The sequence below is a fragment of the Streptomyces sp. NPDC002994 genome, from assembly GCF_040611155.1.
Classification (GTDB): Bacteria; Actinomycetota; Actinomycetes; order Streptomycetales; family Streptomycetaceae; genus Streptomyces.
Genome location: NZ_JBEXNQ010000004.1, coordinates 120,139 through 133,482 on the forward strand (window position 1 = coordinate 120,139; position 13,344 = coordinate 133,482).

Sequence of the window (13,344 nt, forward strand, 5' to 3'; positions counted from 1 at the left end):
TGTCATCGGCGCGGGGTACTGACGGCCCGCCCGCGCACAGGACTAGGTTGTGCGCCATGAGCAATCTCGAGCGCCAGGCCGTGCCCTCCGTCTGCGGCGGCCGAGGCTTCGTCGTGGCGGAGCCGGTACGTGAACTCCTGACCGCCCGCAAGGTCCAGCTCGGCGAATCCACCCAGGTACGCAGGCTGCTGCCGAACCTGGGCCGCCGGATGATCGGCGCATGGTGTTTCGTCGACCACTACGGCCCCGACGACATCGCGGACGAGCCCGGCATGCAGGTCGCGCCGCACCCCCACTTCGGGCTGCAGACGGTCAGCTGGCTGCACGACGGCGAAGTCCTGCACCGCGACAGCCTGGGCAGCCTCCAGACGATCCGGCCGCGCGAACTGGGCCTGATGACCTCGGGGCGGGCGATCAGCCACTCCGAGGAAAGCCCGAAACCGCACGCGCGCTGGCTGCACGGTGCTCAGCTGTGGGTTGCCCTGCCCGAGGGCCACCGCGACATCGAGCCACACTTCCAGCACCACGCGGACCTCCCGGCCGTCACGGCGCCCGGCCTCACCGCCACCGTCATCCTCGGCTCACTCGACGGCGCCGCGTCGCCAGGTGCGACGTACACGCCGATCGTCGGCGCCGACCTCGCGCTGGCACGAGGCACCGAGACCAGGCTCCCGCTGGACCCCGACTTCGAGTACGCCGTCCTCTCCATGTCCGGCGAGGCGCACGTCGACGGCGTGCCCGTGCTCCCCGGCTCGATGCTCTACCTCGGCTGCGGCCGCACCGAACTGCCCCTGCGCGCCGAGTCCGACGCCGGCCTGATGCTGCTCGGCGGCGAGCCGTTCGAGGAGGAGCTGGTCATGTGGTGGAACTTCGTGGGCCGTTCCCACGAGGAGATCGAGCAGGCCCGCAAGGACTGGATGGAAGGCACCCGCTTCGGCGAAGTCCACGGCTACGCCGGCGCCCGCCTCCCCGCCCCCGAACTCCCGCCGGTGGTCCTGAAACCGCGCGGACGAGTACGTTGACCTGCGCTGACGCCCTGCCCTTGAGCGGCCACAACGTCGTGGCCACCATTTTGGTGGGGGGCGCCGCCACCGCACAGGCAGCCCCCACGCCCTCCGAGACCAGCACGACATCGACGGATGGGGCGGCGGGCTGGGAGCGATAGCCCGGCACCTACAGCTATTCGTCGTGCATTTCGCTGCGGGACTCCTGTGCCGGCGCCGCCCGCTGCGACGCGGTCGGCGGCGGCAAGTACGTGCTCTGGGCATACATTTAATTCAGCCCATCCTTTCGGGCCGGCTCGCGAAGAACACGTCACACCGTGAGCGCGCAGCAGCACGAGCGGCGGGCGGCGCGTGAAGGTGCTGAACGCGCCCCGAAGCGCACGGAGCGGGTTCGAAGTCCATTCGGCGGCGTACTGGCAGTGGACTTCCCAGGCTCCGGCCCCGGTCGGCGCAGTACGCGCTGACCAGATCGGCTACCAGGTCTACGACGGCACGACCTGGTCCGAAGAGGTACTCCTCCCCGTCAACGCATCCTCCCCGCCGTCGCTCCCGGACGGCTTGTTCCAAAACCCCTGGTCAGCGGCGCTCATTGGTCTTTCTGCTGATGGAACTCAGCCTCCATGGTTTGGAAAGCACATTGTGTACAGGGGTGTTGACAGATTGGATTGCCAAGGTCAAGACGGCGGGTTGCTCCCCGGCGTTGAGAAGGGGGCGACATGGGGTCGCTGCGACATTGACCTGGATCCTGGAGGTTGCCGTCGTGCTGGACCGGCCCTCAACTGGTACAGAAGGAAGCGAATGACATCCATGCTCGCCGACTGCACGTCCTGGCCCGAGGCGTTCGTCGACCGCTACTGGGCGGCCGGGCACTGGCGTGGCTATACGTTGGACAACCTGCTGCGCGGCTGGGCAGTGCGGTACGGACCGCGGACGGCGCTCGTGCACGGCGGCACCCGCATCACGTACGCGAACCTGAACCGGCGCGTGGACCGCATGGCCGCCGGATTCCGGCTGCGGGGCCTGCGGCCCGGGCAACGGGTCGTCGTCCAGCTACCGAACGTCCCCGAGTTCGTCATCACCGTGTTCGCTCTGATGCGCGTCGGCGCGGTCCCCGTGTTGTGCCCGGTCTCGCACCGCACGTCCGAGGTGTCCCACCTCGTGCGGGTCACCCAGGCCGTCGGCTACGTCGGTCCCTCGACGTACCAGGGCTTCGACCACACGGCGATGGCCGCGGACATCGCGGCCCGAGAGCCCTTCCTGCGGCGGGTGTTCACCCTTGAGGCGCCGGGCGCCTCGTCCCCGTACGGCGGCCTCTCGGCCGACTCGTCGGGCTGCCACTACTGCCCGCTCGGCTCCATCGACGCCCCGCCCGGGCCGGCGCTTGCGCAGAGCGCCGACCAGGTGGCGTTCTTCCTGGTCTCCGGCGGTACCACCGCGGCGCCCAAGCTCATTCCGCGTACCCACAACGACTACGCCTACCAGGCGCGGACCGCCGCCGAGCTGGTGTCGCTCACCGAGAACGACGTGTATCTCGCCGCGCTGCCCGCTGATTTCAACTTTGCCTTCGGCTGCCCCGGCATCGTCGGCACCCTCTCCGTCGGCGGCGCCGTCGCCCTGGTCGAGAACCCGGGACCCGCCGAATGCCTTTCGGTCATCGAACGAGAGCGGGTCACCATCACGTCGGTGGTGCCCGCCGTCGCCCAGCTCTGGCTTGACGTACTTCCCACGCTCCAGGCCGACGTGAGCAGTCTGCGTATCGCGCAGATCGGCGGCGCGCCCTTGCACCGGGCGACCGCCGAACGGATAGGCCCCGAATTGGGCTGTCGCCTGCAGCAGGTCTTCGGCATGGCTGAGGGGGTGCTCACTCTCACCCGGCCCGCCGATCCGGACGAGACCGTGCTCACCACGCAGGGCCGCCCGCTCTCACCCGACGATGAGATCCGCATTGTCGACGTCGACGGCAAGGACGTGCCCGACGGGGAGCCCGGCGAACTCCTCGCCCGCGGTCCGTATACCCTGCGGGGCTACTACCGGGCGCCCGACCACAACGCACGCTCCTTCACCACCGACGGCTACTTCCGCACCGGCAACCTCGCGCGACGTACCCCGGACGGCAACTTGGTGGTGACCGGCGGCCTCAAGGACGCCCCCCGGCGCGCGGCGGGCTGACCACGAAGATCCATCTGGCCTGTGCCGGGCAGGGCCGGCCGCCGGCCTTCACGACTGTTCGGTTTGAACGCCCCACGAGGTGGACTTGTCCCAAGTCAGCACACGGTCCGCCTGCTGATGCGTGAGGTCGGCGAGTTTTCTGGCCTCAGTGAGGACGTCTCCGTGTTCCATGACGAGCTGGTCGTAGATCGGCGAGCCGGGGCTGGTGGGACGGGCTATCACGTTCGGGTCTCCTTCGAGCACGGAGGGCACCGGGCGGGTCCCGGCCTCCGGCCCCTGCCCGAACGGCGGCGGTTCATGCTCAGGCGGAACACATTGCACCGGCCTCTTCCAGGGAAGGCGTGGCGTAGTCGACGGGTGCGATCCGGTCAGGGGCCAGTGACTGGGTGTGCGGCTCGCCGCTCCCTGGCCGGCACGCGCGCCACTTCGGCAGACCTGGCTTGTTGGGCGTGCCGGTACGGGCGAAGGCGGCCCAGTAGTCGGTCATGGTGGCCGCCCCTCGAACAGGTAGGGGGTGTCGCCCGCGTGGTAGGCGCCGAAGTCGAAGCGGCCCGGCAGCGGGAGGTACATGGGGGCGTCACGGTCCGCGAATTCGTAGGCGTACGTCGGAACAACGGCCTGTCACCCATGGTGAAGTCGTAGCAGCGCCACGAGAGCCAGTAACCAGGCGGCGCGCGCGGACGACCGCGCAAGGGAAAGCCTTCTCATTCTTCCTCCTGGACAACGCTACGGGCGGAGCCCGGAAAGGAGAGTGCTGGTCATGGCGAAGTCGGCGGGCCCGGTGTTCCAGTTCGCGGACATCGGGCTGACGGCGATCTTGTCGGCGCTCACGGCCTCGACGTCCCCGCCCTTGGCGGCCGGCTGCGGGGCGAACTTCACATCCACCTTCCACGTACCGTCGCCGGAGTCGATGAAGTCCGGCTTCAGGGGCGCCTGCGGGTCCTGGAACGTCGTGGCAACCCCGGCCGCGGTCCCGGTGCCGTCCGCGCCGACGACCGGGTGGTTGATGTTCAGGCCGACACCCTTGGGCAGCAGCCGCCCGGACTTCGCCCGGGACTGCAGCTGGTCGATGAGCTTGACCGTGAAGTCGACCGTCGGGCGCATGGCGTTGACAGTGGCGACCGCGTCGGGCACGCCGAAGCCGCCGGTACTCAGCGCGATCGCGGGTACGCCGGACTCGAGGGCGGCGACAGCGCCACCGACCGTACCGGAGTGATTCGCGAGACCGGCGAGATTCGGGCCGAAGTTGGTGCCCGAGACGACCAAGTCCGGGGCCCGGTCTTCGAATACCTCGGAGAGGCCGAAGACCACTGAGTCGCCGGGTGTGCCGTCCACGGCCCACACCTTCGGCTCGGGGTGCTTGACCGTGATGGTGGGGCCGCTGAGTATCTTCGTCCCGGTGCCGCTCTGGTTGGTCAGTGGGGCGACGATGGTGACGTCATGTCCGGCAGCGCTCAGGCGCTGGAACGCCGCACGAATGCCGGGGGCGTTGTAGCCGTCGTCATTGGTGAGCAGGATGCGCAGCGGGCCCGTAGGCGCGCTCTGCGGCGCGGCGGCCGCCGGCGCCGTTCCGGCAAGGGCGGGCGTACACAGCAGCAGTGCGGCCAGCGGCAGAACTTGCTTGCGTCTCACGATGTGCTCCTTCGAGGAGTGAGGGCGATGTATGGGACCGGCGGGCGCTCGACCCTCGACGAGGGCCCGCCGGAGTTGAGGGGCCGGGCCGCGCTCAATGAGTGCGCGGCCCGGGATTCGTTCAGCGCACGCTGCGGATCGGGAGGATCGCCAGTGCACCGAGCAGGGACAGCGCTCCACCCACCAGGAACAGCCCGGTGTAGCCACCCAGGACGGTGACGACCGCCGAGGCGACGAAGGGGGCGATGATCTGCGGTCCGGCATTGGCGATGTTGAGTACGCCCATGTCACGCGCGGCGTCCTCGGCACTCGGCAGGACGAGCGTCACCACGGCGGTGTCGACGGCCATGAAGCAGCCGAAGGCCAGGCCGTTGAGCGCGCTGAAGACGAGCATTCCGGTCCAGGTGGGACTGATGACAGGGATCACCGTTACCAGACCGGCGAGTGCGGCCGAGGCGCCGACGAACACCTTGCGTCGGTCCAGGCGGTCCGAGAGCAGACCGCCGGCCACCGTGGAGACCGCCATGGCGACCATCGACACCGGGGTGAGGATCGCAATCGCTGCGGCCGGCTGCATACCGCCCGGGAGCGCGATGTGGTCGTCCAGGATGTAGAGCTGGTAACCGATCACGGAGAAATAGCCGAGCACCATCAAGGCCCGACCGATGAACGCCCACCGGAAGTCGTGATGGGACAGGGCCGAGAGAAACGCGGCGAGCTGCGCGCGACGGGGCACGGCCGGTGCGGGTGCAGAGCGGGGGACATCGCGGCAGAAGCTCGTCAGCAGGACGGCTGCACCGGCGACCAGGGCGCCGAACACGAGATAGCCGGTTCTCAGATGACCTGAGGTCTGGGAAGCGATGAGTACGCCGACGGTTCCGCCGATCGGGAGTGCCAAACCCACCAGGGCCGATGCGGTTCCGCGCCGGGACGGGGGGATCCGGTCGGGCACGACAGCGGTGACCGCTGCCTGGTAGACGTTCATGGTCGCCTGGACGAGGCACCAGCCGATGCCGACCAGCACCGCTGTCTGGGCGGTACTGAGAAACGCCAGGGCGGCGAGCGAGGCGAGGGCGCCGCCGAGAATCCACGGGTTACGGCGGCCGGTCCGGTCGGACAACGCGCCGGCGATCGGATTGAACGCGGTCGCGAAGACCGCGCTGATCCCGCCCACCAGGCCCAGAATGGCGACCTTGTTCGCCGGGTCGATGGAGGCGATCTGCAGGGGCAGCAGCACGGAGCCGACACCCATGTACACGGCCATCATGGACGCGTTGGCCACCAGGAGCAGCAGCATCAGTCCGCGCTGCCGGGGCACCTTCGGCGTCGCGTGTGCGGGCGGTTCGGTCAGTTCGTTCGTGGTCATGACGGCCGCCGGTGTGTACACGCCGTACTACGGCTGATGGGGACGGACATGTCGACTCCTCGGGGGAGGGAGCAGAGAGGGGAGGGGCCGCTGTAGCGAGAAACGCGCGGCGGAAGAACCCTGAGACATCGCGGTTACACGTGTTAATCGCGGTGTTCACTGTTTAGCACTCGCTTCCGGCACTCCGCTAGGCCTGGTGTCGAGGGAACTGGGTGCGCGGGTCTCGATGAGAGGGCCGCGAAGAAGCGCGTGTAGGCGCCATCTAGCGCGTGGACCAGGGGGTCTGGCCCTCCCGGCCGCTGGGTGGTCACTGCTTTGGCGCGGTTCAGCCTGGCTGAAAAATGTATTGCCCTTGTGGCGAGGGTCGGGTCGGCGCAATACTCCGCGGTGCCGCTGCGCTACTGCCCGTACCGGAGCCGGCGATGTGAGCCCCGACAGCAACGTCCGCGCCACGCGCCACGAGCCACGCGCCACCCCGCAGGGGGTCTCCGTCCATGAAAGGCGTCTCGTGCTGAACTCGTCCCCGCGAACCGATCCGCCCCCAAGATCCGGCCGGCCTCCTGGGCACCAGCTTCCGGCCGCCCCACCCCGAGGCGCGCTCGTCACCGGAACCGTGCTCCTGCTGGGAGTTCTGGCGATCGGCCTCACGTTGAGAGGTGGAGGGGCATCGGCAATTCAGAATCTCGACGATCGTTGGGCCCGGTGGGCGGAGGGTCCACGAAGTGAGGCGGCCACGAACTTCACCGACATCCTCGATCGCCTGGGCGGCCCCTTGGGGCTGATCTTCCCCCTCGTGCTGGTGGGGTGCCTCTGCGTTTACGGTCGGTGGAGGTCGGGACTGTTCGTGTTCGTTGCCTGCGTAGTCGCGAACATGCTCGTCGTCCTGCCCCTGAAGTCCCTTGTTGACCGGCCGAGGCCACCACACCCTCTGGTCCTGGTCAACGACGGGTCGTACCCCTCTGGTCAGGTGTTTACCGCTGTGGCTCTCGTGATGGTCGTCGCCGTGGTGCTTTTCCGCCCGGATGTACGACGCTGGTGGTGGGTGTTTGGGGGCGCGTACGTCGCCACCATGATGTGGAGCCGCGTTTGGCTGCACGCCCAGTGGCTCAGCGACACGGTCGCCGGAGCTGTGGCCGGCATCGGCACCTGCTTGCTGTTGTGGCGGGCGTTCGCGCCCCTCCTGGAACGCGAGGCAGTGCGTGCTGCCGCCAACCGGTTGTGGTAGGTGCTCACTCAGGTCGACATCCCGTCGTATTGACGACCGTCGCAAAGGCGACACACTTGCACTTGGGTCGCTGCCTCCACGCCGTGAGGCCGGCTTCCATGACGAGTGAGGAAGGGAAGTTCATGGCTATCTCTGAAGGCCAGGTTCCGCCTGTGGTCGACCTGCGGGCAGGACGGCTGCAAGGCGCCGTTGACCGCGGGGTGGCCGTTTTTAAAGGAGTGCCGTACGCCGCACCCCCGGTCGGAGCTCTCAGATGGCGCCCGGCGCAACCGCACCCGGGTTGGAGCGGTACGCGGGACGCCACCGTCTGCGGTCCGAGCGCGCCGCAGATGTTCATGGAGGGCGGCGACCCCGTGATGGGTGGTCACGGTTCGCCGCCGTTCGACGACGACTGCCTGACCCTGAACGTATGGACACCGGCTGCCGACGAGGGCCGCCGTCCGGTGCTCGTCTGGATTCATGGGGGAGGCTTCGTATCGGGCTCGGGGTCCCTGCCCAATTACTCGGGGGAGGCCTTCGCTCGCGACGGCGACCTCGTTGTCGTGAGCATCAACTACCGGCTCGGGCCGCTCGGATACCTGTACTTCGATGGCGAGAAGGAAGGGAGCTCCGGGCCCGAGCCCGGGAACTTCTGGCTCACTGACCAGATGGCCGCGCTGCGGTGGGTGCGAGACAACATCGAGCGCTTCGGCGGGGACCCCGCCGCGATCACAGTGGCGGGCCAGTCGGGTGGCGCGATGTCAACCGCCGCGCTGGCAGGCCACCCCGAATCCCAGGGCTTGTTCCAGCGCGTCATTCTGCAGAGCCCGCCCCTCGGGCTGCATATCCCCACTCCGGCCGAGTATCTGGAGCGAACAGACTCCTATCTGGAGATCGCAGGCGCCAAGACCACCACTGAGCTCAGAGAGCTGCCCTGGCCGAAGCTGATAGAGGCGGCCGGCGGGCTGTTCGCGCGCACCATGCGATGGGGCTATTGGCCCACGCCATTCCTTCCCGTGCGCGATGGGGCGACGCTGCTCGAGCACCCCGCCGACACCCTGCTCCATGGCGCGGGCGCCGAGCTCGACGTGATGATCGGCTGGACCCGGGAGGAGGCCAACTTCGCCTTCGCGCTGGACAAGGGGTACGACGCGGCGACTCGGGATCAGGTGATCGCCAGGATCGCGGAGACCTTCAGTGAGGACGACGCCGCCGAGGTGTACGACGCCTACGCGCGGACCCGCCCCGGCTCCCGCCCGGTCGATGTGCTCATGGATCTGATGACTGACGAGCTGTTCCGGGTGCCGTGCGTGGAGCTGGCCGAGGCCCGGGCGGGGACGGGGAGGCTGGTGTGGGCGTACCAGTTCGACCTGTCCACGCCGGCGTACGGCGGCAGGCTCGCCGCGGCGCACTGCCTGGAACTGCCCTTCGTTTTCAGCAACTTCGACAACTGGACGCACGCCCCGTTCCTTGAAGGGCTGGATCCCGCGGTCTGTGACGGGCTGGCCCACAGCATGCACGAGGCGTGGATCGCCTTCGTTCGCACTGGAGACCCCAACCACCAGAACCTGCCGAACTGGGAACGATACGACGCGGATTCGCGACAGACCATGCGCTTCGACTCGGTGGTGAGTGCCGTGGGAGATCTGGCCGGACACTCGCGTCTCCTGCACGGCAGGTTGCGGGAGCGACCGTAAAACTGTGCGCGCGACATCTCGCGCGTACGCCAACCCATGGACTTAGGCAGTTACACGTGTCATCTTGTGGGTGGTCGCCGCGTGGGGGCGGCGACCACCCCGCATCGACAAGCCGGCCCACATCCCAAGGGTCGACGCACCATGAAACGGAACAGGTACCCCATGTCACAGACCCCGGCGGTTCGGCCGCGTATGCTCACCGCCCCCGACGGCACGGCCTTTCGCGACCTGAACGGCAACGGCGTCATGGAGCCTTACGAGAACCCACGCCTGCCAGTCGCCGAACGGGTAGCAGACCTGCTTCAGCGCATGACTCCGGAGGAGAAGGCGGGCCTGCTCTTCCAGACCATGGTCACCATCAACGCCGACGGGACACTGGTGGAGCCGGAACCAGGCGCTCCTGTCGATGACCCCATGCGTGCGTCCACCTCTGCCATGGTGACCGGCAAACTCATGAACCACTTCAACCTGTTCGGCGCGGCAGCCCCGAGGCGCATGGCCGAGTGGAACAACCGGCTTCAGGACCTGGCCGCAACAACACGCCTGGGCATTCCGGTGACGATCTCCACCGACCCCCGCAACGGCTTCGTGGACAACCCGGCCGCCAGTGTGCACACCGAAGGCTTCTCGCTGTGGCCGGAACCTCCGGGCCTCGCCGCCATCGGTGATGAGGACCTCGTCCTCGCGCACGCCGACATCGTCCGTCGCGAGTACCTCGCGGTCGGCATCCGGCTGGCCCTGGGGCCTATGGCCGATCTCGCCACCGAACCCCGCTGGCCGCGCGTCCTGGGCACCTTCGGCTCGGACGCGGAGGTGAGCGCGCGCCTGGTCGCCGCGTACATCCGGGGTCTGCAGGGGCAGACTCTCGGCACTGGCAGCGTCGCCGCGATGACCAAGCACTTCCCCGGCGCCGGCCCCCAGATGAACGGCGAGGACGCCCACTTCGCGTACGGCCGCGAACAGGTCTATCCCGGCGACAACTTCGACTATCACCTGATCCCCTTCGAGGCCGCCTTCGCGGCCGGGACCTCGCAGATCATGCCGTATTACGCCATGCCGATCGGCACGCCTCACGAGGAGATCGGCTTCGGCTTCAACAAAGGCATCATCACTGGTCTGCTGCGGGAAAAGTACGGCTTCGACGGCATCGTCTGCACCGACTGGGGTCTGGTGACCGACACGGAGATCTTCGGAGCACCCTTCCCCGCCCGCGCCTGGGGCGCCGAGCACCTGGACCGCCTGACCCGGGTGGAACGCATCCTCGACGCCGGGGCCGACCAGCTCGGCGGCGAGGCTGCCCCCGATCTGGTCCTGGAGCTGCTGCGCACCGGACGGGTGACGGCCGAGCGGATCGACGCCTCAGTGGCACGCCTCCTGCGGGAGAAGTTCGTCCTCGGCCTCTTCGAGGATCCGTACGTGGACCCCGACACAGCCGCCGAAGTCTGCGGAAGCGCCGAGTTCGCCGAGGCGGGGCTTGCCGCGCAGAGCCGCTCCATCACTGTGCTGAAGGACCGGCCGGACAACGCCACGGCGCCCCGGCTACCCCTCGCCGGCGACGGCCGCATCTACGTCGAGGGAGTCGACGCAGATGTCGCCGCGCGGTACGCGACAGTCGTTGCGACGCCCGAAGAAGCCGACGTGGCGATCCTGCGTATCGGCGCCCCCTATGACACGCGACGGACCACAGGGTTTGAGTCTTTCTTCCGGGCAGGCCGTCTCGACTTCACGGAGGAGGAACTCCGTCCCGTGCTCGCCGTCGCCGCCACCGTCCCCACGGTCGTGGACATCTTCCTCGACCGTCCCGCTGTCATACCGGAGATCGCCGAGCACGCGGCGGCGCTCGTGGCCAATTACGGCGCCTCGGACACTGCGCTGCTGAATGTCCTCTTCGGTGTCTCAGTGGCCGAAGGGCGCCTGCCGTTCGAACTGCCTCGCTCGATGCAGAGCGTCGAGTCCAGTCGCGAGGACGTACCCAACGACTCCGAGAACCCGCTCTTCCCCTATGGCCATGGCCTGCGGCTGGGCTGACCTCAGCCACAAGCGGCAGGGTGGCAGTCCGGTACATCCATTACCGCGAGGGTTGCCCGGTGGCGCCGCGCCGTTCGCGGCCGGTCGGAGTGAACACCGCGCGCAACCCTCATGGGAGCTGCGCCCCACGGACCACCCCAGTGCCCCAGCCCAGGTGAGCCCGATCGCCCAGCGTCCGGCGATGTTGTCATCGGGGTGACGGCCCACATCGCTCTGCCGGCGACGTCGGAGATACTCATCCGACCGGTGGCCAATGCGACGCTCACGCGTGCGTCGCTCAGCAGCACTTTCATCAACTCAGCCTCGACGTAGGCGCTTCGTCGGCATTTCCGACGATGGAACCAGTCAGTTCCACCAGCTTCGGGCCCTGGGAGTCCTCGAGCCCGAGCCTGCCGTGCATCGCTCATTCGTGTCACAGCCTGCCTCTGGTCGCGGCGCGGCTGTGCTGACCGACGACGTAGCAGTAACGCGTGTAACCTGGGGAGGAAGCGGTCAGTCGGACCGAGGGGAGCGAAGAAGGACGTCATGGCCCAGGACACACCCGCCCAAGCCTCGATCACCAGCGCGGACGTGGCGCGTCTGGCCGGGGTGTCCCGTGCCACCGTGTCCTTCGTACTCAACGACACTCAAGGGCACCGGGTCAGCGAGAGCACCAGGGCGCGAGTGCTTTCCGCGGCCAAGGACCTCGGCTACGTGCCGCACGCGGCCGCCCGTTCTCTGCGCGCCGGGCGAAGCAATCTGGTCCTCATGCCCGCGTCGATCTCCGCGATCGGCCGCCTGGTCAGCGACTGGGTGGACGATCTGCACAGCGAACTCGACCGGCACGGATACACCACCGTCCTGCACGCCGGCCGCTTCCCCGACCCGGTCAGTGCCGCCCGCTCCTGGGCCGAACTGCGGCCCGCGGCGGTGCTCGCCCTGGACGGCGACGCGCTCACCGTCCAAGCGGCGGACCTTCTGCGCCGCGCCGGCGTCCGCGGGCTCCTCGCCTTCGCGTCTCGCCCGATGGAAGGTATCCACACAGTGGCGTTCGACCACGCCGACATCGGCACGGCTGCCGCTGAACACCTCATCGGGCGCGGACGCAGCAGGATCGGAGTGGTCATGCCGCAGGAGCGCGGGCTCGACGCCTTCGCCCGGCCGAGGCTGGCCGGTGCCCAGGGCGTCGCCGCCCGGCACATGGCCACCGTCAAGCCGGTGGAACTCGCCTACACCCGTGACTCCGCCGGGTCCTTGGCCAGGCGCTGGAGGTCCTTGGACCTGGACTCGGTGTTCGCCTTCAATGACGAGTACGCAGGCCTCCTGATGCATGCCCTCCAAGCAGAGGGCATCACCATTCCGGACGACGTGGCCGTCGTCGGCTCCGACGACCTGGTGCTCTCCGCCCTCCAGCAGCCGCCACTGACCACGGTTCGACTGGAGCTGCCTTCGGCGGCGTTCATCGCGGAGACCTTGCACGACTTGATCGAGAAGGGGACAGCGCCGCCGGTGCCCGGCATAGAGACCGTGCTGGTCCAGCGCCAGACGTCCTGAGGTCGCCGGCCGGAGGCGAGCCGCTGTCCCCGGGCCTGGCGTTGTCTTCGGCCTAGCCTTCCCGGGCCAGCTTGTGCCGGAACACCCACCACGACAGGAGAGCGGTGCCTGCGCCGGCCGCCGCGCCGGCGACGGTGTCGCTGAGCCAGTGCGCATGCAGCCATGTACGGCTCCACATCATCGCCAAAGTGAACAGCAAGCCCCCGATCCACCACGCGCGTCGGCGGGCCATGGGGATGAGGAGAGCGCCGATCATCACCACCAGCATGGCTGCCCCAGCAGCGTGCCCGGAGGGAAAGGAGCCGTGGTCGACGCGGACCATCGGGTTCTCCGGACGGGGTCGGTCCACCAGGTACTTGAGGACCTGGACGACCAGCATGCCTCCGCCCAGGTACGTGGCGAGCAGATAGAAGACGGACCATCTGCGCTTTCGCATGATCAGGAAGATCAGGAGGCCGACGGGCACGACGACCCCCAGCGGTCCGCCGAACCAGTTCAGGACAGCTGCCACGGCGGCGTAGAGACCGTCGTGGGGGCCTCCCATCCAACCCAGCCAGCGCTCGTCCAGCCCCTGGAAGGGCGGCTGGGTGGCATCCGAATGAACGACGATCCCCAGCAGTGCGGTGACGAGGATGCAGAGAATCCCCAAACGCAGCACGCCGGCTCCGGGGGGAGCAGGAGTGGATCGGCGGCGTGTGGCGGCCACCGGAG

The 13,344-nt window shown here is 68.5% G+C and carries 11 protein-coding genes; 6 read left to right on the forward strand and 5 right to left on the reverse strand.

Annotated elements, in window-relative coordinates:
* Positions 1-56: 56 nt before the first annotated feature.
* Entirely contained in the window at positions 57-1,022 is a 966-nt protein-coding gene (locus tag ABZX79_RS06125) for a pirin family protein (protein ID WP_355252360.1), read from the forward strand.
* A 780-nt stretch (positions 1,023-1,802) separates the two neighbouring features.
* A complete protein-coding gene (locus ABZX79_RS06130) occupies positions 1,803-3,173 on the forward strand; it encodes an AMP-binding protein (RefSeq protein WP_355252363.1) in 1,371 nt (456 codons plus the stop codon).
* Positions 3,174-3,221: 48 nt separating this feature from the next.
* Here the strand turns inward: ABZX79_RS06130 and ABZX79_RS06135 are convergent, their stop codons facing one another.
* The 4 genes from ABZX79_RS06135 to ABZX79_RS06150 form a co-directional block, all read right to left on the reverse strand.
* The gene (locus ABZX79_RS06135) at positions 3,222-3,395 is read right to left on the reverse strand and encodes a hypothetical protein (protein WP_355252366.1); all 174 of its coding nucleotides are present in this window, start codon (positions 3,393-3,395) and stop codon (positions 3,222-3,224) included.
* A 79-nt stretch (positions 3,396-3,474) separates the two neighbouring features.
* Entirely contained in the window at positions 3,475-3,660 is a 186-nt protein-coding gene (locus tag ABZX79_RS06140; protein ID WP_355252369.1) for a hypothetical protein, read from the reverse strand.
* Between the two features lie 239 nt (positions 3,661-3,899).
* Positions 3,900-4,805: a 5'/3'-nucleotidase SurE gene (gene surE, locus ABZX79_RS06145; RefSeq protein ID WP_355252372.1), complete on the reverse strand. Its 906-nt coding sequence runs from the start codon at positions 4,803-4,805 to the stop codon at positions 3,900-3,902.
* A gap of 121 nt (positions 4,806-4,926) precedes the next feature.
* Positions 4,927-6,171, reverse strand: a complete 1,245-nt coding sequence (locus tag ABZX79_RS06150; protein ID WP_355252375.1) for an MFS transporter — start codon at positions 6,169-6,171, stop codon at positions 4,927-4,929.
* Positions 6,172-6,397: 226 nt separating this feature from the next.
* On the opposite strand from ABZX79_RS06150, the gene ABZX79_RS06155 reads away from it, so the two are divergent.
* From ABZX79_RS06155 to ABZX79_RS06170, 4 genes are all read left to right on the forward strand, one after another.
* Positions 6,398-7,396, forward strand: coding sequence for a phosphatase PAP2 family protein (locus ABZX79_RS06155; RefSeq protein ID WP_355252919.1), 999 nt, complete (start codon positions 6,398-6,400; stop codon positions 7,394-7,396).
* Between the two features lie 122 nt (positions 7,397-7,518).
* Positions 7,519-9,072 (forward strand): carboxylesterase family protein, encoded by a 1,554-nt coding sequence (locus ABZX79_RS06160; protein WP_355252378.1) that lies wholly within the window; start codon positions 7,519-7,521, stop codon positions 9,070-9,072.
* Between the two features lie 162 nt (positions 9,073-9,234).
* Positions 9,235-11,100, forward strand: a complete 1,866-nt coding sequence (locus ABZX79_RS06165) for a glycoside hydrolase family 3 N-terminal domain-containing protein (protein WP_355252381.1) — start codon at positions 9,235-9,237, stop codon at positions 11,098-11,100.
* 525 nt (positions 11,101-11,625) lie between these two features.
* Positions 11,626-12,633 carry a LacI family DNA-binding transcriptional regulator gene (locus tag ABZX79_RS06170; protein ID WP_355252384.1) on the forward strand — a complete coding sequence of 336 codons (1,008 nt, stop codon included), beginning with the start codon at positions 11,626-11,628 and terminating at the stop codon, positions 12,631-12,633.
* A 52-nt stretch (positions 12,634-12,685) separates the two neighbouring features.
* Here the strand turns inward: ABZX79_RS06170 and ABZX79_RS06175 are convergent, their stop codons facing one another.
* Positions 12,686-13,291 (reverse strand): phosphatase PAP2 family protein, encoded by a 606-nt coding sequence (locus ABZX79_RS06175; protein WP_355252386.1) that lies wholly within the window; start codon positions 13,289-13,291, stop codon positions 12,686-12,688.
* Between the last annotated feature and the right edge of the window lie 53 nt (positions 13,292-13,344).